19 protein-coding genes and 4 pseudogenes are annotated in these 26,297 nt (G+C 42.9%); 14 read left to right on the top strand and 9 right to left on the bottom strand.

All coding sequences use genetic code 11. The features are described 5' to 3' along the window. From JCM10512_RS10925 to JCM10512_RS10935, 3 genes and pseudogenes are all read left to right on the top strand, one after another. A complete protein-coding gene (locus JCM10512_RS10925; RefSeq protein WP_439644373.1) occupies window positions 1-1,959 on the top strand; it encodes an endonuclease MutS2 in 1,959 nt (652 codons plus the stop codon). An 89-nt stretch (window positions 1,960-2,048) separates the two neighbouring features. Next, a complete protein-coding gene (gene corA / locus JCM10512_RS10930) occupies window positions 2,049-3,101 on the top strand; it encodes a magnesium/cobalt transporter CorA (protein ID WP_044163005.1) in 1,053 nt (350 codons plus the stop codon). Between the two features lie 19 nt (window positions 3,102-3,120). Next, window positions 3,121-4,328 (top strand): annotated as a pseudogene (locus JCM10512_RS10935) (L-serine ammonia-lyase). Between the two features lie 141 nt (window positions 4,329-4,469). On the opposite strand, the pseudogene JCM10512_RS10940 reads toward JCM10512_RS10935, so the two are convergent. Next, a pseudogene (locus JCM10512_RS10940) lies at window positions 4,470-6,112 on the bottom strand (alpha-L-fucosidase). Between the two features lie 225 nt (window positions 6,113-6,337). On the opposite strand from JCM10512_RS10940, the pseudogene JCM10512_RS10945 reads away from it, so the two are divergent. Continuing rightward, a pseudogene (locus JCM10512_RS10945) lies at window positions 6,338-7,196 on the top strand (helix-turn-helix domain-containing protein). A 91-nt stretch (window positions 7,197-7,287) separates the two neighbouring features. On the opposite strand, the gene JCM10512_RS10950 reads toward JCM10512_RS10945, so the two are convergent. Continuing rightward, window positions 7,288-7,680, bottom strand: a complete 393-nt coding sequence (locus tag JCM10512_RS10950) for a winged helix-turn-helix transcriptional regulator (RefSeq protein WP_244437125.1) — start codon at window positions 7,678-7,680, stop codon at window positions 7,288-7,290. Window positions 7,681-8,017: 337 nt separating this feature from the next. Here JCM10512_RS10950 and JCM10512_RS10955 point away from each other — a divergent pair, with 337 nt between their 5' ends. The 10 genes from JCM10512_RS10955 to JCM10512_RS10995 all read left to right on the top strand — a co-directional run bounded on the left by JCM10512_RS10955 (window position 8,018) and on the right by JCM10512_RS10995 (window position 14,439). Beyond that, on the top strand, window positions 8,018-8,428 hold the full coding sequence (locus tag JCM10512_RS10955; protein ID WP_044163007.1) for a DoxX family protein: 411 nt from the start codon (window positions 8,018-8,020) through the stop codon (window positions 8,426-8,428). Between the two features lie 45 nt (window positions 8,429-8,473). Then, window positions 8,474-9,049, top strand: coding sequence for a YceI family protein (locus tag JCM10512_RS10960; protein ID WP_044163009.1), 576 nt, complete (start codon window positions 8,474-8,476; stop codon window positions 9,047-9,049). Between the two features lie 32 nt (window positions 9,050-9,081). Further along, window positions 9,082-9,603, top strand: a complete 522-nt coding sequence (locus tag JCM10512_RS10965; protein ID WP_044163011.1) for an NAD(P)H-dependent oxidoreductase — start codon at window positions 9,082-9,084, stop codon at window positions 9,601-9,603. 62 nt (window positions 9,604-9,665) lie between these two features. After that, a complete protein-coding gene (locus tag JCM10512_RS10970; RefSeq protein ID WP_044163014.1) occupies window positions 9,666-11,051 on the top strand; it encodes an NAD-dependent succinate-semialdehyde dehydrogenase in 1,386 nt (461 codons plus the stop codon). A gap of 68 nt (window positions 11,052-11,119) precedes the next feature. After that, window positions 11,120-11,482, top strand: coding sequence for a winged helix-turn-helix transcriptional regulator (locus JCM10512_RS10975; protein WP_044163016.1), 363 nt, complete (start codon window positions 11,120-11,122; stop codon window positions 11,480-11,482). Window positions 11,483-11,506: 24 nt separating this feature from the next. Then, window positions 11,507-11,746, top strand: coding sequence for a hypothetical protein (locus tag JCM10512_RS23865; protein ID WP_244437127.1), 240 nt, complete (start codon window positions 11,507-11,509; stop codon window positions 11,744-11,746). Next, window positions 11,683-12,519: a pirin family protein gene (locus JCM10512_RS10980; protein ID WP_244437129.1), complete on the top strand. Its 837-nt coding sequence runs from the start codon at window positions 11,683-11,685 to the stop codon at window positions 12,517-12,519. The genes JCM10512_RS23865 and JCM10512_RS10980 overlap by 64 nt, the downstream gene beginning before the upstream one ends. Before the next feature lie 242 nt (window positions 12,520-12,761). After that, a complete protein-coding gene (locus JCM10512_RS10985; protein WP_317168570.1) occupies window positions 12,762-13,439 on the top strand; it encodes an SOS response-associated peptidase in 678 nt (225 codons plus the stop codon). A gap of 11 nt (window positions 13,440-13,450) precedes the next feature. Continuing rightward, a complete protein-coding gene (locus JCM10512_RS10990) occupies window positions 13,451-14,020 on the top strand; it encodes a Crp/Fnr family transcriptional regulator (protein WP_044163020.1) in 570 nt (189 codons plus the stop codon). Window positions 14,021-14,088: 68 nt separating this feature from the next. Further along, window positions 14,089-14,439, top strand: a complete 351-nt coding sequence (locus tag JCM10512_RS10995; RefSeq protein ID WP_044163021.1) for a cupin domain-containing protein — start codon at window positions 14,089-14,091, stop codon at window positions 14,437-14,439. Window positions 14,440-14,566: 127 nt separating this feature from the next. On the opposite strand, the gene JCM10512_RS11000 is transcribed toward JCM10512_RS10995, so the two are convergent. The 7 genes and pseudogenes from JCM10512_RS11000 to JCM10512_RS11030 all read right to left on the bottom strand — a co-directional run bounded on the left by JCM10512_RS11000 (window position 14,567) and on the right by JCM10512_RS11030 (window position 26,090). Beyond that, window positions 14,567-15,742 carry a DUF1735 and LamG domain-containing protein gene (locus tag JCM10512_RS11000; RefSeq protein WP_044163023.1) on the bottom strand — a complete coding sequence of 392 codons (1,176 nt, stop codon included), beginning with the start codon at window positions 15,740-15,742 and terminating at the stop codon, window positions 14,567-14,569. Beyond that, window positions 15,739-16,875, bottom strand: coding sequence for a glycoside hydrolase family 18 (locus tag JCM10512_RS11005; protein WP_183209280.1), 1,137 nt, complete (start codon window positions 16,873-16,875; stop codon window positions 15,739-15,741). Before JCM10512_RS11005 ends, JCM10512_RS11000 begins: the two co-directional genes overlap by 4 nt. Before the next feature lie 12 nt (window positions 16,876-16,887). Then, a pseudogene (locus JCM10512_RS11010) lies at window positions 16,888-18,516 on the bottom strand (SusD/RagB family nutrient-binding outer membrane lipoprotein). Between the two features lie 7 nt (window positions 18,517-18,523). Further along, on the bottom strand, window positions 18,524-21,844 hold the full coding sequence (locus tag JCM10512_RS11015) for a TonB-dependent receptor (protein ID WP_044163029.1): 3,321 nt from the start codon (window positions 21,842-21,844) through the stop codon (window positions 18,524-18,526). Window positions 21,845-22,005: 161 nt separating this feature from the next. After that, complete coding sequence (locus tag JCM10512_RS11020; RefSeq protein ID WP_044163031.1) at window positions 22,006-22,995, bottom strand: FecR family protein; 990 nt, start codon at window positions 22,993-22,995, stop codon at window positions 22,006-22,008. Between the two features lie 48 nt (window positions 22,996-23,043). Continuing rightward, entirely contained in the window at window positions 23,044-23,592 is a 549-nt protein-coding gene (locus tag JCM10512_RS11025) for an RNA polymerase sigma-70 factor (RefSeq protein ID WP_044163148.1), read from the bottom strand. 233 nt (window positions 23,593-23,825) lie between these two features. After that, window positions 23,826-26,090 carry an outer membrane beta-barrel family protein gene (locus JCM10512_RS11030; RefSeq protein ID WP_044163033.1) on the bottom strand — a complete coding sequence of 755 codons (2,265 nt, stop codon included), beginning with the start codon at window positions 26,088-26,090 and terminating at the stop codon, window positions 23,826-23,828. Between the last annotated feature and the right edge of the window lie 207 nt (window positions 26,091-26,297).

Raw genomic sequence — 26,297 nt, forward strand, 5'->3', positions numbered from 1 at the left:
CTGCGGAGCGCTCAGTCAGAAGGATATGTAGACAAAGACGTTACGCCTACCATGCGCGACGGGCGACTGGTTATTCCCGTTGCTCCGGGACTGAAACGGAAGATAAAAGGTATTGTACACGATGAATCGGCTAGCGGAAAAACTGTTTTTATCGAACCGGCAGAGGTCGTGGAAGCCAATAACCGCATTCGCGAACTGGAGGGAGAAGAACGCCGAGAGATTATCCGTATTCTAATGGAATTCTCCAATGTAGTGCGTCCGACTATCCCAGAAATACTGCAGTCGTATGAGTTTCTAGCCGAAATAGATTTCATCCGTGCCAAAAGTTATTTCGCCATTACTACCAGCAGCCTGAAACCGGCTTTGGAGGATGAACAACTCGTGGACTGGACGATGGCAGTGCATCCGTTACTACAACTGTCACTAGCCAAACATGGCAAGAAGGTGGTTCCGCTAGATATCGAACTGAATCAAAAGCAACGCATCCTGATCATATCAGGTCCTAATGCCGGAGGAAAGTCTGTCTGCCTGAAAACAGTCGGACTCTTACAATATATGTTGCAATGCGGTATGCTGGTGCCGATGCACGAACGCAGTCATGCTGGACTTTTCAGCAGTATTTTCATTGACATTGGCGATGAGCAGTCTATTGAAGACGATCTGAGTACGTACTCTTCGCATCTGACCAACATGAAAATCATGATGAAGAGTTGCGATGAGAAAAGTATTATTTTGATCGACGAATTCGGAGGGGGAACGGAACCGCAGATTGGCGGTGCCATTGCCGAAGCCGTGCTAGTTCGGTTCAACGAGAAGCGAACATTCGGGGTTATTACAACTCACTACCAGAACCTGAAGCATTTTGCTGAAGATCATGAGGGAGTTGTTAATGGAGCTATGCTATACGATCGTCATCTGATGCAGGCACTCTTCCAATTGCAGATTGGCAACCCCGGTAGTTCTTTTGCCGTAGAGATTGCCCGAAAAATCGGTTTGCCGGAAGATGTAATTGCGGATGCTTCCCAAATTGTGGGTAGCGAGTATATCAATGCCGACAAATACTTGCAGGACATTGTACGCGACAAGCGTTATTGGGAAGGCAAACGCCAGACAATACGCCAACGTGAAAAGCAAATGGAGGAGACCATAGCCCGCTATCAGAGCGAAATGGAGGAATTGCAAAAATCACGGAAAGAGATTCTCCGCCAGGCGAAAGAAGAAGCCGAACGCCTGTTGCAGGAATCGAATGCCCGGATTGAGAACACCATTCGAACGATCAAGGAGGCGCAAGCGGAAAAGGAGAAAACCCGACTGATACGTCAAGAACTGAATGACTTCCGAGCTTCCATGGAGAAACAGGACTCCAAAGAACATGAAGAGAAAATGGCTCGGAAGATGGAGAAGCTTAAAGAGAAACAGGACCGGAAGAAAAACAAGAAATCCCCTGATCCGAAGGTGGCCTCAACGCAAGCCGCAGCTCCTAAAGCTAAGCCCATCGCAGTTGACGATTATGTGAAAATTAAAGGGCAGACTGCCATCGGGAAGATTTCCGAAATCAACGGTAAAAATGCAACAATCATATTCGGTAGTATTAAAACGACTGTCAAGTTAGACCGGTTGGAACGCAGCAATGCTGCACCTAAACCGCAGGAAGGAGTTAAGAGTACGTTTGTCAGCACACAGACACACGATCAGATGTATGAGAAAAAGCTTAACTTTAAGCAAGACATCGACGTGAGAGGTATGCGAGGAGATGAAGCTTTACAGGCAGTTACTTACTTCATCGACGATGCCGTTCTGGTAGGTATGGATCGAGTCCGTATTTTACACGGTACAGGCACCGGAACCCTACGGACATTGATCCGGCAATATCTCGATACAGTGCCGGGAGTTCGTCACTTCGCCGACGAACATGTACAGTTCGGAGGTGCAGGGATCACCGTGGTGGACTTGGTATAAAATCAAACAAAATAGTCGCGAGACTTGTTCTCATTTAGAAAACCATTACCTTTGTAGGAGTGGTTTTCTAAATTTTAGGAGAATAAAACATGAGAAATAACCTGCTGAGCGAAAAGCTCGTTTACACAGGAGTCAGCCAGACTCCTACCCATCTCCATCTTTGCACCTACAATGCTACCGAAATGCAGGAAGCATCGGGTTCTTCTTTGCAAGAGATCAGCGGCACGCTGAACAACGAGCAGGTGAATTGGTTGCAAATACATGGTTTGAAAGACACCGAAACAGTCCGCGAAGTCTGTAGTCAGTTTGAAATAGACTTTCTCGTTCTACAAGATATTCTGAATGCGAATCATCTCACTAAAATAGAGGAACACGATAAGTACATTGTGCTCATCCTGAAAATATTCAGGTACGGCGGTCCGGAAGATGAGGACGAAGCGAATGACTTGAACCGTCAGCAGGTTTGTATTATTCTGGGAAGCAACTACGTGCTTACTTTCCTTGAACATGAATCCGACTTCTTCGATGAAGTAACGGTGGCCCTGCGCAACAATGTTCTCAAAATAAGGGGAAGGCAAACGGATTACCTTCTAAGTGTCTTATTGAATAGCATTATCGGAAATTATATATCGCTCATATCTTCAATCGACGACGAATTAGAGGACTTGGAAGAAAAGTTGCTCACTATTTCCGACGGGAATGATATCGGAGTCGAGATACAGTCGCTCCGACGCCAGTATATGAGTATGAAGAAAGCGGTTCTCCCATTGAAAGAACAATATGTAAAACTGCTGCGTGCCGAGAATTTATTGATGCACAAAGTGAATCGCGCCTTTTTCAACGATGTGAATGATCACCTGCAATTCGTGCTTCAAACAATCGAGATTTGCCGTGAAACACTCTCGTCACTAGTCGATCTCTACATTTCGAACAATGACTTGCGGATGAACGACATCATGAAACGCCTTACAGTGGTCTCGACAATCTTCATTCCGCTCACCTTCCTCGTAGGAGTTTGGGGAATGAATTTCCAGAATATGCCCGAACTCGATTGGCGGTACGGCTACCTATTTGCCTGGCTCCTTATGACTATCATAGGGATTATTGTATATTTGTATTTTAGAAAGAAAAAATGGTATTAATAAGTTGAGGAAACAGTCTATGAAATCAATTAAAGAATTATATCGTATCGGTACGGGACCTTCGAGCAGCCACACCATGGGCCCTCGTAAAGCAGCGGAAATGTTTTTGGAACGTCACCCCGAAGCTGCGTCGTTCAAGGTTACACTTTATGGAAGTTTGGCTGCCACTGGAAGAGGGCACATGACGGATGTAGCGATCAACGATACGCTGCAACCTTGCGCACCGGTAGAAATAGACTGGCAACCGAAAATATTTCTCCCCTTCCATCCCAACGGCATGACATTTAAGGCAGTTGACGCGGAAGGCAAAGAGACCGAAGGCTGGACTGTGTATAGCGTTGGAGGCGGAGCACTAGCCGAAGACAATGATTCGCCATCTATCGAGAGTCCCGAGGTGTATGAGATGAATCAGATGACAGATATTCTCGATTGGTGCGAACGTACCGGAAAAAGCTACTGGGAATATGTCAAAGAGTGCGAGAACTCTGATATATGGGATTATTTGGCGGAAGTATGGACTACGATGCGGGAAGCTATTGCCCGTGGATTGGAAGCGGAAGGAGTTCTTCCCGGCCCGCTAAACCTACGCAGAAAGGCTGCCGCTTATTACATACGTGCTACGGGCTACAAACAGTCTTTGCAGTCGCGCGGTCTGGTATTCGCTTACGCACTTGCCGTATGTGAAGAAAACGCTTCCGGAGCAAAATCGTCACAGCTCCCACTTGTGGCTCATGCGGCGTAATGCCCGCTGTGCTCAACCATCTACAACAAAGCCGCAATTTCAGCGATATACGTATCCTACGTGCTTTGGCTACTGCAGGATTGATCGGCAACATCGTCAAGCACAACGCTTCTATTTCAGGAGCCGAAGTGGGCTGTCAGGGTGAAGTCGGTGTGGCTTGTGCAATGGCTTCGGCCGCTGCCAACCAGCTGTTCGGAGGTAGTCCGGCACAGATAGAGTACGCAGCCGAGATGGGACTGGAACATCACTTGGGAATGACGTGCGACCCGGTTTGCGGACTGGTTCAAATTCCCTGCATCGAGCGAAATGCATATGCTGCCGCCCGTGCATTGGACGCAAACCTCTTTTCTACTTTTACCGACGGCATTCATCGGGTTTCTTTCGACAAGGTTGTGCAGGTCATGAAGCAGACGGGACACGATCTTCCTTCTCTATATAAAGAAACGAGCGAAGGCGGATTGGCTAAAGATTATAAACAGATGTAATTACGAGCGAGCGGACTCAAAAGCCTCCTCGCTGAACTTTTATATTGTAAAAAACGATTAAAGGGCAATGCGGAAACGCTTGCCCTTTTCTTCTGTGTGCACTTATCGAATGCTGTTCCTTTATTATAAACGATATGTCATTTAATTAATCTTGAAAACCGGAGCAATCTTATTCACTTGTTTGTCAGGCAGATTCACGAGAAGTCCATTGGGTGTGCGGGTAAAGGAAACTTTCCCATAACCCAATAGCTCCACCTTTTTAATTTTGCCTGGATACAAAGAGTTTCCATCCGCCAACGACTTGATAAGCACTTGTCTTTCTTCGGGCCAGGCAAGTACGGTAGCATAGAGTTTCTGCCCATTCTGCGTGAAGCGAATTTCCTTGGCAGTGGCTTTGTTGTAAGCTCCTTCATTGAAGCCTTGCGCATTCAGAGGAATCGCCGATTCGGCAATTGGTCCCTCACCAAATACCTTCCAGGGGCGGGTATCGATGATGCATTCTTTGTTAACCGACATCCATTCGCCAAGATCGTTCAGTATCACCTCTTCTTTATCATCAAGCGTACCGTCAGCTCGCAAGGGAACACTAAGCAACAGGTTGCCGTTCTTGCTGACAATATCGACCAAGAGCTTCACCACACTTGCGGCCGATTTATAACGGTTGTTCTCATAAACAGAGGTATTGTAGTGCCAGTCGCCAAGGCAAGAGCACGACTGCCATGGTTGCTCGAGGCTTTATCGGGTGCACCGCGCTCTACGTCCCATACCAAAGCCTTGCGCTGATCCTCATCCAGAATCTTACCAAACATGACAGCTTCCAGTTTCCCCTTGTGGGTAGCCATGTTGTGATTGTAGAAGTGAGCGGCAATTTTCAATCCGCCATCACTTATGGGATAGAATGGTACGCCGGTCACATCAAAATAGATTAAGTCGGGATTGTACCGATTGATAGCATCGAGTGTACGATTGTAGAAGTTGGTGCAATATTCCTGCGTGGGTTGACATACTCCATTTCCCCACGCCCATTGACGGTGAATGGCACCGTTGTCCCAACTATCCTGACTCAACGGATGATTCTGTGCATATAACTCTTGCGGGTCATATCCTTCCCACCATTTCCCTTTTCCATCGGCTTTAGTCAATTTACCGTCGTAAGGAACGCCGGCTTTCGGCCCTTCTTTATCATGTCGCTGAGAAGGTTCGTACCACGACCAGGCATGGTCGGCATGAAAACTAATACCGAATGGCAGACCGTGCTTGCGGGCCGCTTTCTCCCAGCCCGCCAGAATATCCTGCTCCGGTCCCATGTTAACGGAGTTCCACGGTTGGTACTGGCTATTCCAGAGGTCCATATTGTCATGGTGATTGCCAAGAGCAAAGAAATACTGTGCGCCCACCTTTTTATATAAGGCAATCAACTTGTCAGGATCCCATTTCTCAGCTTTCCACAAAGGAATAATGTCTTTGAAACCCACTTCGGACGGATGACCGTAGTGCTGTACATGATATTTGTATTGGTGGCTCCCTTCCTGATACAGAGATCGAGCCATCCAGTCTCCCGACCCTTCCACACATTGCGGGCCCCAATGTGCCCAGATACCAAACTTCGCATTGCGAAACCATTCAGGTACTTGGTATTGTTTGAGGGACTCCCAGTTGGGTGCAAATACACCTTCAGCCATTTTCTCATTTTCTTCTGATACCGGGACAGGATAGGTTTGTGCCGTCACTATACTTGCAGATAGCGATAGCAACGAAATCATAAAGAGGATTTTTGTTTTCATAGTATGCATGTATTTATCCTATTTCATTTATGCAAAGATAAGCAAAGGCAGTAGAGAAGCGTTGCATTAATTCGTCATCCGATAGGATATTATCGACATTCGGACACTAATCTAATCTGGCAAATAGAAGAATAACACGAATAAGTGATAATTTATCGACATTCCATTGCGATATTTGTATTTATCTTTATTTTTGTATAGACAAGACCAACTTATATCTATCGTATGACAACACCCATCGATCAACTTCACTTTTTAACACTAAATGTAGGACTTGCGGTTCACGAAGGCGACTGGAACTGGAAGAATGTGAACAGCCCCTTTACACGGCTTTACTATGTGACAGAAGGTAGTGCCAAGATTATACTGCCCGCTGGTACACAAGAGTTGCGCCCCGACCATCTATATCTCATTCCGTCTTTCGTTACCCATGGCTATCTGTGCGATTCTCATTTCTGTCACTACTATCTCCATATTTATGAAGATCATGAGTCCTCATCAGCTACTTGAGAGTTGGGACTTCCCGATCGAGATTCCCGCACGAGCACTAGATCTGGAACTTATAAAAAGATTGTGTGATATCAACCCTACCATGAAACTCTCTCAGTCCGATCCGATGACATATGATAATAACCCGACGCTGATTCAAAACATCTATAAGAACAAGCAGCGTACCTTCTGCGATAAAGTAGAGTCACAAGGTATTCTTTTCCAACTGATTGCCCGTTTTTTGAAGAATGCAAAAGCAAAGATAGAAGTCAGCGATGATCGTATTCAAAAGATACTGTCACACATTCGCCGGGAAATCCATGAACCGATAAGCATCAGTTTGCTGGCAGACATGTGTTGTCTTTCTAAGGACCACTTCATCCGGCTGTTTAAGAAAGAAGTTGGTATCACTCCGCATCAGTATATCAACCAGAAAAAGATAGAGAAGGCTCAGTTGATTCTGATAACCGATCGCATACCAATTAAGAATGTGGCCTATCGGTTGGCATACCAAGATTACTCCTATTTCATCCGCCTGTTCAAACAATGCACAGGAATGACACCACAAGAATACCAGAATCAATATAGAACATAGATAAACGACTTTACTCCCTTGCAAGCAAGTTGATTTCTTCCAGTCTTTTATTTAGAAGGGAGCACATTTGAGATCAAGAGAAGCACAATCGCTAGATTGTTTCCGAATAACTGCCGCTGTTCATTCGATTGCGGTATATTTCATCCATATTCTCCAGCGCCCAGTCAGACAGCGATAGAATATGAGGCAATAAAGTCTTCGACAAGGCTGTTAAGCGATATTCTACCCGCGGAGGTACTTCCGGATAGACCGTCCGAGTAACAAGGCCGTCATTCTCCAATGACTTCAATGTCTGCGACAAAACCTTAGAAGATACATTTTCGAGACTCTTAGCCAACTCATTGAAGCGTATAGTCTCTTTTGTATCCAGTAGTATAAGTATAAGAATCGACCATTTATCTCCTATAGTAGAGAGAATTTGCCGGGCAGGGCATTTCTCATTACTCATATGCTTCTCGAAATTCACTTCTTTAATGCTATTCATCTTCAGTCCTCAGTTTTATGATACAAATATAAATCATTATTCAATTACTCGACTCCTTTTTACCATTAGTTTTATAAAAAAGCACATACATCTTCTCCCGACAATGGGGCTAAACCGAGCTGCGGGAACAACGATAAAAGTTATTTAAAGTTAAAATGATTTTTTATCACTTTTCTAACTCCCGCATTATTAGCATTACTAACTTTCAAGTAACTGCATTACTTCCAAGTAAGCTCTTTTTTATCTCAACGCTACATTATACATTTGCTCTCCATAAGAGAGTAATATCTCTTATGAAATTGTCACTGAATTTATACACTATAAAAAAGAAACGAATATGAAGTATTTAGAAAGAAACGTCGATTTAGGCCTGCTTATACTACGCATAAGCGTTGGCGGATTAATGTTATTACATGGTATAGCCAAGCTACAGCATGGAGTAGGTTTTATAGAACAAGTAGTAGCCGGTGCAGGATTGCCCTCATTTATTACTTATGGTGTTTATGTAGGCGAAGTAATCGCTCCGTTGCTTATCATTTTGGGTTACAGCACGCGGGCAGCCTCGGTAGTATTTGCCGGTAACTGTCTGGTAGCAGCCTTATTAGTTCATTCACAGGACCTTTTCACATTAAACAATCAAGGAGGGTGGACTGTTGAACTATTAGGATTGTACTTCTTCGGGGCTGTAGCTCTTGTTTTCACCGGAGGTGGAAAATATGCTTTAAGCAACAAACATCTCTGGGATTAAAAGACATTCAAAAAACAGAATCATACAATTAAAAAAAACAAGAAAATGAAAAAGTTATTCTTTACAACAGCATTCGTGCTAAGCATACTTGCAGCACATTCTCAAACGACATGGAGTAATGATCCCGCTCACTCCCGCTTAGGTTTCGTAGTTAAGCATCTTACTATCTCCCAAATAGACGGACGGTTTGCCGACTTCTCAGTTAAAGTAACGACCACAAAAGCCGACTATTCAGATGCTCAAATAGAAGTAACCGCGAAGGTAGCAAGTATCGACACCGATATCGAAGCACGCGACAACCATTTACGTTCCGCCGACTTCTTCGATGCAGAGAAATACCCTACCTTGACATTCAAAAGTACAGCTGTGAAAAAAGTGGGCAAAAATAAAGGAAAACTATACGGCAACCTGACATTTCATGGCATAACGAAGCCCGTTGCATTGGATGTTCAATACTTCGGATCGGTGGTCAACGCAATGAATAACGCTCAAACAGCAGGCTTCCAAATCACAGGAGAAGTGAAAAGATCTGATTTCAATCTAGGCACTAAATATCCCGAAGCTATGATCAGTGACAAGATCAAGATCGTAGCTAACGCAGAATTCAGTCCAAACAAATAATCGAAATAACTAACATATAATATTATAAGATAATGAAAACAATAGTAATTCTGGCACATCCCTATTTCGGACAAGCGTCTCACATCAACAAGTCATGGATCGAAACATTGAGTAAAACCAATCCCGAAATAAGCATACACAATCTGTATGAGAAATACCCGGACTGGCAAATCGATGTACCAGCCGAACAGAACTTGATAAGCGGATACGATAGAATCATCTTTCAATATCCTTTCCAATGGTACAACATGCCTCCCTTATTGAAAAAGTGGATCGACGAAGTCTTCTTGCAAGGATGGGCATACGGTCAGGGAGGTGACAAATTGGTTGGCAAAGAAATCGGAGTTGCCATTTCAACAGCGGGAATCAGTGATGTATATACCGAATCCGGCTTTGGAACGATAGAGCAACTATTAAAGCCGATGGCATCGACGACTAAATTTGTAGGTGCCACATACATCGGACATCACGCTTTTCTTGGCGCCTATACAGCCGATACCGACGAAAGATTGGCTAACGACCTGAAGGCGTATACCGAGTTCATCACCCAATAACCAGCCCAATAAGCGATCGAATATTAGTGAATTTATTTAGTAATAATTAAAAAATTAATAGTATGTCAACAATTAAAACAGTAAATCCTGCAACCAATCAGGTAGAGAAAGAGTATGCTGTAATGACCGATCAACAAATTGAAACCATATTGACCGATGCCGACAAAGCATTCCAATCCTGGAGAAAAACCTCGTTTGCCCAAAGAGCCCAATTACTTCATCGTGTAGCCGAAATACTACGCGAACGCAAATCTGAACTCGGCAAACTGTGTTCAATCGAAATGGGTAAACTGCATCGTGAAGGAATTGGCGAAGTCGAACTATCAGCTGATATTTTCGATTATTATGCCAACAATGGAGCTAAGTTTCTCGCAGACTCACCACTCGATACGCCACAAGGAAAAGCTTTCTTAAGCTATCAACCTATCGGTGTGTTACTAAGTGTGCAACCTTGGAACTTCCCATTCTATCAGATCACCCGTTCGGCTGCGCCTAACATCATGGCAGGTAATACCGTTGTGCTCAAACACGCATCCAACGTGCCCCAAGCAGCGGAGATAATGGAAAAGATATTCACCGAAGCCGGTGCGCCCAAGGGGGTATATACCAACCTGTTCGTTCCCGGAGCTAAAGTTTCGGAGTTGGTAGCCGATCCCCGTGTCAAAGGAGCCGCATTGACAGGTAGTGAACCCGCCGGAGCTAGTTTTGCATCGATGGCTGGTAAATTCGTCAAGAAATCGACACTCGAGTTAGGCGGTAGCGACGCGTTTATCGTTATGCCGGACGCCGATCTGGACAAAGCAGTCGAAACAGCCGCATTCGGACGTTTGTGGAATGCCGGACAAGTCTGTGTATCGCCCAAGAGAATAATCGTACCGGAGTCTATTGCCGACAAGTTTATCGAGAAAGCGAAAGCCGTATACGAACAAGTTGTAGTAGGCGATCCGCTCGATCCTAAAACTCAATTGGCTCCTCTGAGTAGCGAAAAAGCAGTTCAGGACGTCATCAAACAAGTAGAAACAACTGTCAGCCAAGGCGCCAAATTGGTATTGGGTGGCAAACGTATCAATCGTCCCGGAGCATTTATGGAACCTACCATCCTCACCGGAATCAAAAAAGGTATGTTGGCATACTCAGATGAAATATTCGGTCCCGTCTTAGCTATCTATGCAGTGAAAGATATAGACGAAGCTGTTGAGTTGGCCAATGATACCGAGTTCGGACTCGGAGGAACAGTCTTCGGAACCGACACCGATAAAGCCGTAGAAGTGGCTCGACGCATCGATACAGGTATGGTTTATATCAATCATGTAACCGGTATTGCACCCGAATTACCTTTCGGAGGTACTAAGAAGTCAGGCTACGGGCGAGAACAATCTCCCGCAGGTATATACGAATTTGTCAATGCCAAATTAATACGTGTGACCACGCCTGATGCTGCTTACTAACAGAAAACAAATAATCCAAGTCGTACGAGAAAACAACGTACGGCTCGGATTATTAAAAAGCAAAGCATATGAGAACAAATAATTTATCCAAAGGAGTCTGCCCTGTACGATCCGTGTTAGATGGCATCGGAGGAAAATGGTCGATCCTTATATTAGATATTTTAGGAGAAAAAGGAACAATGCGTTTCGGCGAGATCAACAAAGTGTTGGGAGACATCTCACAAAAGATGCTCACATCCACCTTGCGATTGTTAGAAGCAGATGGCATCGTTTCCCGCAAAATGTATGCAGAGATTCCTCCTCGCGTCGAATATGAATTGACCGAACTAGGACGTGACCTATTGCCCAACATTCGCAATCTGATTGCTTGGGGGCATAAAAACATTGAAGTGATACAAAGAAACAGAGAATCGTTTAAAAAGAATATTTAAAACTTAAACCAACACTATTAATTCATGAAAACAATATTGAGTATCGAAAAAATCCAATCGCCTCTTCAGGTCAATAATCCCTTTATTATGGCGGTTCATCACAATGACCATTATCCGAAAGGAAACGAAAAGATGGAACCTGTTCATTATCTTCCCACCTGGCAAGTCGGACGAGATTTCAACCGAATGCACCTTGGAGGATGTATCATGGCGAAAAAGTTCCCGGTTTTCCGTATCATCCTCACCGAGGATTTGAAACAGTGACCGTTGTTCTGGAAGGAATCGTCGATCATTTCGACTCCCTGGGAGCAAAAGGCCGCTACGGACAAGGTGATGTACAATGGATGTCGGCAGGATCGGGTGCTTTGCACTCGGAAATGTTTCCGGTAGTTTCCCAAACCACCGATAATCCAACGGAACTATTCCAGATATGGCTCAATCTGCCATCAAAAGGAAAGAAAACATCACCCAACTATAAAATGCTGTGGAATGAGAAAATTCCACTGATAACAGAGACAGATAAAAATGGAAATAAATATGAAATAAAACTTATTGCAGGCAAGTACGGCACAATCGAGTCTCTCGATCCGTTACCCAACTCCTGGGCTTTTGACAGAAGTCACCATGTCGGCATCTGGATAATCAAATTATCTCCCAATGCAGAGTTGACAATCCCCAGCGTCTCCCCCACTCTCAATCGAATGCTATACAACATCGAGGGTGCCGGTATACAGGTTGATAACGAAGCCGTGGACTTCTACCATTGTGCCCAACTAAGTGGTTCTGAGAATATTCTTGTAAAAAACGGCAATACCGATAGCTTATTGCTATTACTCGAAGGAGAACCAATCAATGAACCCGTTGTAGCTTACGGACCATTTGTGATGAATTCCCGGCAAGAAATACAGCAAGCCATCAATGACTTTAAGTCAACCGAGTTCGGTGGGTGGCCTTGGGATAGTCCCGAACCCGTAAACAAGTTAGGCGACGGACGGTTTGCCAGCTACAATCATGGAGAGAAAATAGAAACTCCATAAACTGATTCAAAAATTACTTTTAAGAAAAACGAGCCGCGAAGTTACTATCGCGGCTCGTTCTTTTGTTTCATTTCACTTTCTAATAAAAAAAGACTAAAAATGCAATAAACACAAAGGTTGTGAGACTTTTAAGAGACAACTTAATATAAAAACATTAAACAAGAATTGCTATTACAACGTTATGTCTTAAGAACCTATTATATCAACCTTATAATTGTAATAGCATGTGTTTACATAATTCGATGTCTGCAAAACTCATCAAACTGGCTTCCAGATATAGCCGTAAATCGACGATAGTGGAGACTCATCCGCATAACCTTTGTGAGCAAGATCAAATAAACTCGTGGAATTTCCCCAAACACCCCATCATTACCAGCTCTGAAGAAATACAAGTATTCAACTGGGGATTGATTCCTTTTTGGACAAAAGCAAAAAAAGAAGCAAAAGAAATACGTGAGATGACTTTCAATGCGCATGCCGATACAATCTTCGAAAAACCTCTTTTCCGGGAATCAATCATGAAAAGACGATGTATTGTGCCCTCAACCGGTTATTTTGCATGGCGGCGCGAGGGCAACAAGAAGATACCTTACCACATACTCCTAAAAGGAGAAGAGATCTTTTCTATGGCGGGAATATTTGATCTTTGGTTAGATCAAGCCACTGGAGAAGGCCATAGTACATTCGCTATTATAACCACCGAATCCAATCCGCTGACCAGCTATATTCATAACACCAATTTCCGTATGCCGGTCATTCTCTCTAAGGGAGATGAAGAAAGGTGGCTAGCTCCGGATTTGTCAAAGGACGAAATCACATCATTACTCAAGCCATACTGCGCCAATCTGATGAAAGTGAACTTCGTTAGTCACGATCGTCTTATCGAAAGAAACCCCAATTGTCCGGTTACTACTATATAAGAACGAAAAGAATGGAGCTAGAGAAATTAATAACAAAAAAAATAGGTTTATCGCACGAATTATACGAGAGACTTATTAACCTATCCGACAAGGTCTTACTCCAAAAGAAAGATTTTCTATTGCAGCAGGGAAAAGTGTGCACTTTCATCGGTTTTGTTGAAAGCGGAGTACTGCGTTCCTTTATCGAAAAAGAAGGTGAAGACTATATCAGTGACTTCTACTTCCAAGGTTCATTTACAACCTCCTATAGAAGTTTTCTGCAAAAAGAAGCAAGTGTAGGCAGCATACAAGCTTTAGAAGATTCCACCGTGTTCTGTTTATCCAAGTCCAACTATGACCTTTTACTGCAAGAATCCGGTGAATGGTACAAATTAGGGAAACATATCGCAGACACACTCTTTATTCGAAAATGTCGCAAAGAGACATCTCTCCTCATGGATAGTGCTTTAGACAGATACAAGCTACTTCTACAAACCTATCCCCATATCGAACAATCCATTTCACAATATCACATCGCCTCTTATCTGGGTATAAAACCCGAATCTTTAAGTCGCCTCAAATCTCTTAACATAGGTCAATGAGATAAATATCTTCCTCGCCCTAACTTTGCAGCAAAACAAAGAAAATCACACTTAATTGCTGTACAAGTATGGAAAAGACAAACGTAACCAGGGCCGATCTTCTCACTGCCCAATTAGGCGGTAAACAAGACGTATCAAAAGTAGAGATCAAGAAAATAGTAATTCCTCCGAATGGGAAAGCAGACTATCACCTGCACCCCTGTTCGGTAGTCGGCCATATCGTTTCAGGTACAGTGTTGTTTCAAATAGAAGGAGAAAAGGAACAATTCCTGTGTGCCGGAGAAGCGTTTTATGAACCCAAGAACCAACCGATCCTACATTTCGATAATGCTTCTTCTTCCGAGCCTCTCGTATTTATTGCATACTATCTGTTAGAAGGCAATGAAGAGTTGATCACACTGCTACCGGAAAAGAAATAGCAGAAGAACTGATAGATAAAACAGAAGCAAGACAATCATAAATAAAGAAACTACGAGATCAAGCATAAAGCCCGAATCTCGTAGTCATCTAATTAGTATATTTATTGAATACCTTTAAAAAGTACGCTTATAGTTCGACTCTCATATCAACCACAGTAGGTTCTGCAAAAGTTTGGCTAGTATTTGGATTCTCACCCCGTATTCCAATATTCGAAGTTGCATCATTATGATGTGGTGATTGATCAAGTACAACCCATTGGTCATTACGTTTCTCGTAATCTTCGCCATTCAGTTTCCAATAACCTACTAAACCATCAGTTTTCGGATCTACATACATCATGTTCTCACGGATCTGATTGGCCGTACGGGCAACCGTCCATAGACGCACTTCACTCATATATCCATACCATCGACGACTTCTGTCATAATCGTAGGCATAACCAATACAGAAACGTTCATTCAAGTCGAATGTTTGTGTACCAACAGTCTTGTCTACAATTTTCTCTCCATTCAGGTAAAGAGTTGCCATTCCTGAAGATGCATCATAGGTAAACGCTACATGATACCATTTATTCAACTGAAAAATAGACACATCAGGTATCTGCAAGGCTACATTTCCTGCTACTTGAAGTTCATTATCCGGATGATTTAGGTCGCCAGTACGCAAAATCAAAACGCCTTCATTTCCCATAATCGTACCCAGATTTTTCCAACGATCAGCATAAACCAACGCCTCGTATGTCACAGTACTCGCCTTTTTAAAAGCATCCGGTAGACGTACATCCAACCAGGTCGGATTTATGTCATAGACCTTATTAATAATAATAGGTTTCTTTACGACTACAAATGTAACCCCCGTAGCGTTTATTTTGGCAATATCCGAACTATTTACTACAACCGGCAGTATATAAGAGACGCCATCTTCGCCTTTGGATATATTCTTCAAAGATAATTCACAGGCATCAGCATAAAGATCTCCTGCCTTTATCACCGAAGCACTTTCGCCCATTACATAATTGCCAACCGACATAAGCTTCCCGGTAGTACCATGTTTCTGATTATACTCGTCCACTAAATCTTGACCACCTATCTGATATGTCACATTTACATCATTCTTCACCATATCCGATAAACGTGATACCAACTCACACTCATAAGTATCATCTTCCACTTCTACTTTTATCACATTGCTTTCAAAATAAAGCTTGGGCTTTAGCAGATCTTTTTCGCTATCGTTGCAACTTGCCTGGAAGAAAGACAATGCAACTAGTGCACCTGCATATAATAAATTGATACGTTTCATTGCTCTTCTGTATTATTGTTAGATTGTAAGTCCATATATTCCTGATAAGCCCGCTGATTCTCCTGTATAGCTTGACGCGTATACTTATAATCCGGCGTATTATCATAGTCATTATCCAGTCGGAATGCTCCTACACCACCTTTCGGACCATTTGCATGATTATAAGCCGCTTGTTTCAACAAGACACCACCGGAGTTCCAATATGATTCGAAGTTCTCCGTAAAGATATGCTTCTGATACTCATAATATTCACCACACCAATTCCGCAAAGTACTTACCCGGTAATCGAGCCAAGAATCGCCATAAGCTTGCGTGATGAAGTAGTCAAAATAAGGAGCCGACTCTTTGTTTGCATTCCAAATCTCACCATCAATCAAGAAGTAGTAGTATTTACCATCAGGACGTTCGGTAGCTTTCGGACCAAAGTATTTCCCTACCTCTTCTACCAAGTAATGAAGATATTTACCACCCGCTCCCTTTAAGCTACCATCACCATCTCCACCACCATTGGGTTCCCAGTCTATATCCAAACCATCATAACCCATAATCACAATCGTATCGACTAGTGCTTTGGAATACCGTTGGATTGAAGCAATATGATCTTCTGATCCTTTTACTCCACTAGTAAAGCCCCAATATTCCTCAGTAGCTTTCTTTATTAATTTAGTAAGATCGTCACTACTAGCTTCCGGATTCTCAGCCTGCACTTCTTCTGAAACTGATTTAGGAGTAATTCCCGTTCCAATGTTATGCAGAATGTAACAGACAAAGATTTTACCACCTTTCTTTTGCTGATAAATATTCTTATCAGCAATTTTGGCTTCATTCAACTCAAACGGAGCGCTCCACATCGAAATCATATCGATACTATCCGGTAATGAGGCCAAATAGCCCTTGCGAATAGCACCTTCGGGCGACCAGTTACTGAACCATCCAAACGACACCGGACGTCCATAATTCTCCGCAGTAGCCTTCCACGCACGTAGATCGGCATAGTACTGTTCACTTTCCTGATTATCTATCGTGTTTAAACCACCGAGATGCTCAAATTCCTTCTTTTCCACATCGAGACACGATGCGAATATCATTCCTACAAGAGGAATTATATATATTATTTTCTTAAAGATTTTCATATTCATCATAGTTTAATAGATTTTTTTTCTACAATCCCACCATAGCTGGGTCGTCGGTTTGTCTTTATCCACACCACCTAGGAAGAGCAAAGCCTGTTCATAGTTAGCTCTATTATCAGCAGACTGATAAAAACTTACCGGATACACCATGCGACGAATTCCACCTTCTTTAGTCACCCCTTGCCCCCGATTGGTCTGCACCGGATTTAGTTTCGGATAACCCGTTCTTCTCCATTCGCTCCATGCTTCCTGTCCATTGGGATAAAGAGCAATCCACTTCTGGATTATGATTTTCTCTAATTTCTCCTCGGTCGATCCAGTAAATGCTGTTGTTGCAGTAGTCGGAGCAGGTGCGGAATACGTATAATAAAGAGCCTTCAGATTATGAGCAACCGGAGTTGCACCAGATGCCAAATATGTTTCTACAGACGAATTGATCCCATTTTCATCAAATGACGCTGCAACACCTTGCGTATATAACGATTCAGCATCTCCAAAGTCCGCTCCCCATCTCAGTGCAGCTTCTGCTCTAAGGAAGTATACTTCCGAAGCACGCAGCCAATAAGTCGGAGTAGTTGCCAAGATATTAGGTTTAGAGAAACTGGTATAAATCGCATTTTGTTGACTCGCATTACCGGGAGGTACTGCCTGATACTTTTCACCATCAAAAGCCTCTTCAGCATACACGCTGGCCGAAGCCTGAAAATATTGACTCAACCGTGGATCTTTGTAACCCAATAAATACGAGAACATGGAAGACCCCATACGGCACTCATCATATTGATTTGACAACCATTCAATATTGTTACGGAATGACATACCAGCACCATTACTCATTTGCGCTTCATCAGATTTAGAAGTCATCACGCCAAACTCATGATTCAATGCCTGCAAAGCATACTTTTTAGCAATCGTTTCATCCGCATAACTAATACGCATCGCCAAGCGCAACATCAAAGAGTTTGCGTATTTCACCCATTTCCGAGCATCACCGGCATATACCGCATCATAGTCTGCCACAATAGTCGCTCCCTGCAAAGCCTTCGGAGTCAGTTCGGCAATAACATCCGTCAACTCGGTAAATATCAGATTAAACGCATCCTTTTCACTATCAAAAGGTATAACCAATGCAGGTTCCCCTACATGCTTATATGGAATCGGGCCAAAAGTCTCAAGCGTTTTATGCCAAGCAGAAATCTTCAGAATCTGTGCCAGAGCAAATACGTCGGTAATTCCGGTTTTCTCTGAATCTTGTTTTATTTTTTTCCAGGAGGCAACCAATTCCGTATATGAATTCTTATAGGTATCCGAAACCCAATTATCTTGCAAATAGTAGGTTGTATGATTACTTCCACTAAACCAATTATTATTCTATCCGAAGAATCCGCTCCACGAGTCAGCCGACAAATTATATGATGTCTGATACTGATTGATAACATCTGTATCATCAGCCTGCGTACCTACGGGAAATACCGATTTTTCCATAGCCGTAACAGATCCTCCTATGGCAATACCATCCCTTATTCCCATTTCATCGGTCATTTCGTATGGGTTGGTATTTATCTCTTCAAAGTTACAAGCAGTCAAAAGTGCCAAAGCACAGATACCTGCCAATAGTTTATAATGATTTATCTTTTTCATGGATCAATTATAATTTAAATTTAATACCGAAACCGAAACTTCTTACACTCGGTTGCATAAAATAGTCATTACCCTGTCCGTAAGTTCCCACAGACGGCGTCAATTCCGGATCGTGTGGAGCTTTGCAGTAAAGCATCCAAGGATTATTAGCAATGAACGACAAAGTAACATCTCTCAGTATATTCTTAAACCAGATATTGGGAAATTTGTAACTTAAGGTCAATTCCTGTAGTCGAATATTGGTAGCACTATACACATAATATCCGGATGTAGTATAGTCGCCCGTTCCTATCAACTGATAGTATTTCTGAGCGTCTACTCTACCCTGCGACGGAAATAAAGCTCCACCCGCATCGCGTGCTTCGGCTGATGCTTTAGAAACTCCGAACCGATCCAGAATAGCTTGTGTCGAAGAAGTTACCACCCCACCGAAACGTCCGTTGATGAGAAAACTCATTCCAAATCCTTTGTAAGATAATGAATTGCTCCATCCCATATTGAAATCCGGCGAAGTCTTACCCAAGTAGACAGGATCACCTTTCTCTAGTCCGAACGAACCATCCTGTTTGATATCAACATAACCCTGACTATCCTTCTTAAAGAAAGTGTTGGCATAAATATCATGGATACTACCGCCCTCCTTCAAGATGATGCGTCCATTATCCTTCAGGACTTCCGGCACATTGATCGGTTCCAAGCTCATCGAAGTGTTGTAGTTCTCCACCATCTCTTTGATCTTGTTTACATTGCGTGAGAATATCAATGATGACGAGAAACTAAAGTCTCCGTAGCTATCATTATATCCTAAGGAAGCTTCCCATCCACGGTTTTCCACATTACCCGCCTGCAAATAAATTTGTTTATAACCCGAATATTCCGGCAGTTCACCAACAAATGTCTGGTTGTAAGTATTCGATTTATAATACGTAACCTCAGCACTCAGCTTCTTCCAGAAACGAACACTCAAGCCAAATTCGTACGAGCGGGTACGTTCCGCTTTAAAGTCCGTAAACGGATAGATACCTGTAGGCGACAACGCACCACCCACAATGGGAGTAGTAACAGTTCCCGGAGTAAGACCTGGTCCTGAAACCGGAGCACCTACCTCAGTAAAAGAACCGCGTACCTTCAAGTACGAAATAAACTCAGGCAACGTTACCATCTCCGAAATGATTCCGGACAGACCGACAGACGGATAGAAGAACGACTCTTCGTTAGTATTAACCAAACGCGAATTCCAGTCATTACGTCCGGTCAAAGTCAGATAAAGCATACTCCTCCATCCCAATTCTATATTGGCAAAGATTGCATGATTACGTACGCTCCCATTCCATTTTTCTGAAATACGACCGTTGACCGGGTCAATATTGCTGGCAGCAAACAAGTTCGTGACTCCTTGCAATGTACCTTTATAGCCTCTTTGCATACCCCAGTAATTCGAATAGCTATATCCCAAGTTAGCAGAGATATTGAAGTCATTCAATTGCTTACTGATGTTCAACATAAAGTCCAGATATTCTTGCCGGTCTTTGTAGTTATTATAATCATAAAGCCCCTTCTTTCCTTCAGCAAATTTCTGATCGGAAGTAGCGTACACTTTACGTTCAAACTCCACATAGGTATCATCCATTCGGTAACGGGCAGCTGCATTCAGCCAGTCAGTGATGGTGTAAGTCAACCCCGCATTAAACATATACCGGCTCTTATTATTCGTAGCCACATTTCGGTAAGCTGTCCAATATGGATTCTGCGATCCATAAGTTGCATCAGCGATCGGCCAATACTGCACCGGGATGTTACGGCTCTGGTCGTAACGTTCAAACGTCTTGATATCCTCAAAGTTCTCACCTCGTGGGAACAGATAAGCCGCCATTACCGGATTCCAATACTGCCCTTGAGATAGCATATTTTTATCCTCCTGCTTCACATAAGACGCACCCAGATCCAACTGCAATTTATCATTTAAGAAAGTCGATGTATTCCGAATTGTAAAGTTCAGTCGATCGTAAGCGTTATTGGGAACAATCCCTTTTGAATTAGTGGATGAAATAGAAGCGAAAGTCTGGTTCTGTTTTGTCCCGGTCGACAAGGTCAGTGAATTGATAAAGTTCGTTCCGGTATTAAAAAAATCCTTTTTCGGATCGTACGAGTTAGGCTTTGCCAGTTTGTCGCCCCAACTTTCGAACATCCCGTCTTTATTGCTATACGTATTTTGAAACTCAGGAGTCATATACGCTTTACTGAATTCGGTCGAAGAAGAGAAAGACAATTGCATTTTTCCTTCTTTACCCTTCTTGGTAGTAATCAAGATAACACCGTTTGCGGCGCTACTACCATACAGTGCAGCAGCCGAAGGTCCGCTCAACACTGACAGACTCTCGATATCTTCCGGGTTGAAGTCAGCAATACCTTCCGTACCCGCTCTACCTTCACCCATGATACCACTATCCGTATTTCCCATATTGGTATTAAACAAAGGGATACCGTCTACCACATACAAAGCGTTATTGTCTCCCTCGATTGATTTGGCTCCACGCATAACCACACGTGTAGCACCACCGACACCACTTGCACTTTTGTTAATGCTCACACCGGCAATCTTACCATTCAATGTGTTTATGAAGTTGGCATCTTTCACAGCAGTCAGGTCATCACCTTTCAATTGCTGTACATTATAAGACAAAGCTTTTTCGGCACGCCTAATACCCAATGCCGTAACCACAACCTCCTCCAGTAGTTCAGCGTCCTGCTTCATGGTGATGGAATAGAAGTCCTGCTTGGAGATAGCCACCGTCTGGGTTGTATACCCAATATACGACACCTTCAGCTTGGAGTTATCCGAAACCTTGATTTCAAAGTTTCCATCGAAGTCGGTAATTGTACCTGTGGAACCACCGTCCACAGATATATTTACCCCAACCAGCGGTTCACCCCCCTCATCAATTATCTTTCCTTTGACATTTTTAGTGGGTTTTGTTACCGTTTGTTTCTTCTCAATAATTACGATATAGTTACCTTGAATTTGATATGAGAACCCTGTTCCCTTTAAGATTGTATCAAGCGCAGTAGATACTGACGCGTTTTTCAAGTTTAGATCAGGAATTTCTTTTCCCTTCAATTGCGAATCACTATAGTTTATTGACATTTGAGACTGTTTTTCAACAGCTTTCAACGCCTCAATAACTGTGATGTTTGCTTGCCGGATAGTAACTTTACTATCATTTTGAGCTAAAGCAGGAGTCTGCATAAACAGTAACAGACCTAAAAAAGTGAGAAAGACCCGCTTAAAGCCTATTTTTTCTGCTATTTTTTTGTAAGTTTGTAGCATCTTTATTAGTATTAGTTATTTGGTTAATATTCTTGTAACATTCAGAATTGCGTCCAGACGCGCTAGTATTAAAAGATTTTGATTTCACATCCGGAAAGAACGGCCATTCTTTCCGGGTGTTTTTTTACATAGGTTATTCGTTTATAGGTTATACAATTATTTTATTTATTATTGTTTATATAGCATTTATTTCCTTTAATCACATAACTGAAATCTCCCACCACCTGCGATACAATCTTCATTACCTCTTCTAAAGAAGCCTGTTGCCGGAAACGGAAACTATACGTATTATCCTTCAGACTGTGCAGGCTATACACAAACGTATACGGGAACTTACGTTCAAGACTCGTAAAAATATCTTCCAGATGCATATTGCTAAAAACCAGTTCGCCCCGCTGCCAAGCAGTTACATAATCCACCTGAGGCAATTCCAAGCTATGCTTTTGCGTATGCTTATTATAAGCCAACTGCTCATTCGGCTTCAAGATAACATGCGTAGCCAGATTGTTAAACTCCACCTTCACACTACCTTCCAGTAAAGTCGCTATCAGTTCGTCATTCTCCGGATACGCATTTACATTAAACTCCGTGCCCAGAGCCGTAATTTGAAAATCATTCGCTTTCACAATAAACGGATGTTCTTTATCCGGCTGTACTTGGAAATTAGCCTCCCCGATCAGATACACACTGCGGGTTTTGCCATTAAACTGTTCCGGATAGAGCAACGTAGTTTTAGAATTCAGCATCACTCGCGTACCATCGGGCAATGTCAGCTCCCGTACCTCAGCCGTAGGCGTATAATATTCTATTAAATCTTTAGGTTCATTATCGTGTTCCAATATCAAATAGACCGAAACAGTAGACACCGCCAACAAAAGAACAGCCACCGCCTGCCATATACGCAACTGATAGTTTCTGCCGGGAGTAACGGCCTCCCTCATACCGATATTCCGTTGCATACGCTGCACGGATTGTTGCATATTGCGGGGAGCTTTCTCTTCACCTGCCCTGTTCCACAACATACCGAGCGCTTCGTTCTTTTCTTCAGCGTGCTCTTCGTCCGCCAACCATTGGCGCACCTTCTTTTGCGTGTTCGCTGAATAATCGTTGCGACTGAATAAATCGATAATTTGTTGAATATAATTTTTCATTGTTTTTCTATCGTTATATATTAAATACACCCCAAATACACATACTACTTAAAAAGAAAGAAGAAAAAATAGAAGAAGGAGGATTTTCTTCAATTCAATCAGTGCCAGATAGACCTGATGTTCTACCGTGCGAACGGAAATATTCAGTTGTTCCGCTATTTCTTTATAACTTAATTCCTTGAAGCGACTCATTTCAAATATCATCCTGCGGCGTTCCGGCATTTTCTCCAACGTCAAACCGATAACCATCAACATCTCTTTGTAATAGACATTTTTCAGTATATCTTCCGTTTCAGTGAGTTCATAAAGCACTGTTTTCTCCAGCACCTCTTGTTGATACTCTTGCACGATTTGTTGATGTTTAAAGATATTTAGAATCATATTTCTGGTCATAATAAAAAGATAGCCATCCAAGTCCCTATCATTATTTAGCCAGGTATCAGGTTGCAACCAAAGTTTGCAAAACACGTCTTGAGCCACGTCTTCCGCTTCTGTTTCCGATTTAAGTAACATGCGGGCAAAATTCTTCACTTGAGGAAATTTCGCTTTAAAAAAACGTTGAAATTTCTCTTCAATATGTCTTTCATTATCTTTCATTTTTCTAGTATATAGCAGGTTCAGTAAAGTAAAATTAGAAACATTCAACTATTTTCATACAATAAAGCCACATAATTAAGTCAAATTCACAAGTAATTGCATTTCTTTGCTTATCAATTAATTTGATCAGATAGCTTCAATGAGGTTATTTTTTACAAGCGGAAAGCCGTTTGCAGCATGTAATCGTACAGTCAGCAAACGGCTTCTTAAATATTGATTTTGAGGGAGTCCACTCAATGTCCAAATCGTGATACATCCACTTTTTTATGATCTTTATCCTTATATCCGCCAAACTTATAACTGAACGATACAGCCACCCGGCGATTGTAGTAACCGGAATCCATAATCAGGTTCTGTCCTTTATACGCAATCGTAGCTTTCGGTGTCCCCAGTTCGAGCAAATCCGTACAACGGAGAGTCAGCGTTGCCCTGTCGCCACAGAATATCCACTTACCACCAACCGTTAGGTTGAAAACATTCTCGATGTCATAAGTACCCTGAATAGCCGGACTCTGATAACTAGCGTCCAAATCGAAGCTAATATGTTTAGACACCCGGAAATTATTCTTCAAAGAGAGCGACGTCACATACTTGCTGCGGTCGAACGGAATGTCGAAATAATCATCGCACTTCTCTTTCAGCAGAAAACCGGCAACGCTGAAACGCGAATCCAACCAACTCCCGGCTTTGAACGGAACAATTACATTCACGCCCCAGTTTTGCATATAATTCCAGTTTTGCGTTTTATAGATAAGTGCCAGTCTGTCCGTAGCCTGATAGGCAGCCTGCGTAAAGAAATCTTTTTTATGGGTATAGAATAGCGTGAAAATATATTTCCGCTTCAGAATATAATTCGCATTCACATTATAGCTACTCATGGGACGCAACTCCGGACTTCCGTGTATCTCCGCATACCCGTCCAAATAAGTAATTGACGACTGCATATCCCAATAACTCGGATATGCTTTGTCCGAAGACAACGAAAACTGAAAGATCTGATCCGGCGAACTCATAAACGTCAGAGATGCCTGTGGATATACCGACCATTTGTGATAATCGCCAATCGTATAGTATTCGCCCGTGCCTGAGACAGAGAAAGTAGTGCGTTCGGACAACTTCTTATCCACATTTACATAAAACGAAGCTGTGTGCTCTTCCAATTTCGACGAAGTGTTCTGTGTTTCCAAATCACCCGCTACATTCGAATAAGTCTGCGCGTCATCATCCTTCACCAATGCATAAGCTGCTCCATATCCCAACTTCCAGTTATTCGCCAATTCATGTTTCTGATCTGCCATGAATGAGTAGCGATAAATAGTTTGCTCACCGGACAAGTCGAAAGAGTTCGCCTGTTCATCCCGAAGCGTACTCTTCAAATGCTGCTCTTTGCCCGATTTATAAGAAGTATAATCCATGTTCAAGTCCAATCCGAAGCCCGAACGATAGGAAGCCGCCACATTGTGCATCCAACTGTCACCCTGCCGCGATACATGACTCTCCTGATAGCTTCCCGACGTACGGCTGTCTCCTTTGTCCGATGGAGAGAAACTTCCCGTATACGCCAGACTCAACCAACCGTTCTCCGGTAGATTGTATTCAAAAGCTCCACGTAAATCATGCTGCCAACCTTTTTCCGACAGGTTTTGCTCCTGCCGAATCTCATAGACTTTATCTTTCAGCGTGTGATTCGACTCCGTTTTGATATGCGTAAAGCCCTTCATCTGCCCGGCATTATACATAAAATCGAAAGCATATTGAGGAGTCGTCAACCGGAAGTTCCCGTTCATATACCCCGAACTGTAATACTGATTGTTATATCCTGTTTTCACTTCACCCTGAAACGAAGAAGTTGCAGCCCGTTTCATCACCAGATTCACCGCAGCACCCCGAACGTGATACTGAGGAGGGGCGCTATACATCACCTCCGCCTTCTCGATACGATCAACCGGCGTACTTTTAAGCAAAGTCTCCAGTTGTCCGGCAGTCATTGTAGTCGGCTTTCCGTTAATGATAACCGCCAGGCTCGCCGCACCTGCCAACGAAAGAGCACCATCGCTCTCGCTGATACCCGGCAACTCTTTGATAGCCTCGTACGCATTGCTGATAGATTTCCGTTGCGACAAAGCAGCAAGGTCATAACTCAGCCGCCCATCTTCCACGCGTACCAACGGGCGTTCGGCCTTAATCACCACCTCATCCAGAAACTCCGTATTATCTTCCAGATAAAGCGTATCTCGTAACATTCCTTCCTCCACGAATTTTGTTTGATAAGCCAAATGCTGCAACTTCAACCGAAACTTTGCCGGACGATTCGTCAACCGAAAAAGACCATTGGCATCCGTTATTGTACCTTCGACAAACGCCGAGTCCACGGTTTGCAACATAACCGCCACCCCTTCGACAGGTTCTTTCGCCTGATCGAATATATAGCCTTGCAATTGTTGAGCTTTGACCGTGAGACAGCAAAAGACTGCCATACATAAACCTAAATACTTCATAGTTTGCGTGCGTTAATGTTAGATATAAGTAATACCGGAGAAAAACAAAAGCGTACAAATTTATAAAAATAAAATACAATCTCTTTATTTTTCAGTCTTTTTATCAGACAAAAAGACACCAGCTCCTCCCAAAAGCCAAACATACGTATAGTTTATGCTTATTTATTTCAATTCGAAGCAAGTAGCGCACACTACAGATACGGCTTT

It is taken from the genome of Bacteroides reticulotermitis JCM 10512, assembly GCF_000517545.1.
GTDB classification, from domain to species: Bacteria; Bacteroidota; Bacteroidia; order Bacteroidales; family Bacteroidaceae; genus Bacteroides; species Bacteroides reticulotermitis.

Excerpts from the sequence above, each read along its gene's own strand:
- corA (WP_044163005.1), top strand. The coding sequence starts at position 2,049 with ATGAGAAATAACCTGCTGAGCGAAAAGCTCGTTTACACAGGAGTCAGC.
- JCM10512_RS10950 (WP_244437125.1), bottom strand. The coding sequence starts at position 7,680 with ATGAATAGCATTAAAGAAGTGAATTTCGAGAAGCATATGAGTAATGAG.
- JCM10512_RS10955 (WP_044163007.1), top strand. The coding sequence starts at position 8,018 with ATGAAGTATTTAGAAAGAAACGTCGATTTAGGCCTGCTTATACTACGC.
- JCM10512_RS10960 (WP_044163009.1), top strand. The coding sequence starts at position 8,474 with ATGAAAAAGTTATTCTTTACAACAGCATTCGTGCTAAGCATACTTGCA.
- JCM10512_RS10965 (WP_044163011.1), top strand. The coding sequence starts at position 9,082 with ATGAAAACAATAGTAATTCTGGCACATCCCTATTTCGGACAAGCGTCT.
- JCM10512_RS10970 (WP_044163014.1), top strand. The coding sequence starts at position 9,666 with ATGTCAACAATTAAAACAGTAAATCCTGCAACCAATCAGGTAGAGAAA.
- JCM10512_RS10975 (WP_044163016.1), top strand. The coding sequence starts at position 11,120 with ATGAGAACAAATAATTTATCCAAAGGAGTCTGCCCTGTACGATCCGTG.
- JCM10512_RS23865 (WP_244437127.1), top strand. The coding sequence starts at position 11,507 with ATGAAAACAATATTGAGTATCGAAAAAATCCAATCGCCTCTTCAGGTC.
- JCM10512_RS10980 (WP_244437129.1), top strand. The coding sequence starts at position 11,683 with ATGTATCATGGCGAAAAAGTTCCCGGTTTTCCGTATCATCCTCACCGA.
- JCM10512_RS10985 (WP_317168570.1), top strand. The coding sequence starts at position 12,762 with ATGTCTGCAAAACTCATCAAACTGGCTTCCAGATATAGCCGTAAATCG.
- JCM10512_RS10990 (WP_044163020.1), top strand. The coding sequence starts at position 13,451 with ATGGAGCTAGAGAAATTAATAACAAAAAAAATAGGTTTATCGCACGAA.
- JCM10512_RS10995 (WP_044163021.1), top strand. The coding sequence starts at position 14,089 with ATGGAAAAGACAAACGTAACCAGGGCCGATCTTCTCACTGCCCAATTA.
- JCM10512_RS11000 (WP_044163023.1), bottom strand. The coding sequence starts at position 15,742 with ATGAAACGTATCAATTTATTATATGCAGGTGCACTAGTTGCATTGTCT.
- JCM10512_RS11005 (WP_183209280.1), bottom strand. The coding sequence starts at position 16,875 with ATGAAAATCTTTAAGAAAATAATATATATAATTCCTCTTGTAGGAATG.
- JCM10512_RS11015 (WP_044163029.1), bottom strand. The coding sequence starts at position 21,844 with ATGCTACAAACTTACAAAAAAATAGCAGAAAAAATAGGCTTTAAGCGG.
- JCM10512_RS11020 (WP_044163031.1), bottom strand. The coding sequence starts at position 22,995 with ATGAAAAATTATATTCAACAAATTATCGATTTATTCAGTCGCAACGAT.
- JCM10512_RS11025 (WP_044163148.1), bottom strand. The coding sequence starts at position 23,592 with ATGAAAGATAATGAAAGACATATTGAAGAGAAATTTCAACGTTTTTTT.
- JCM10512_RS11030 (WP_044163033.1), bottom strand. The coding sequence starts at position 26,090 with ATGAAGTATTTAGGTTTATGTATGGCAGTCTTTTGCTGTCTCACGGTC.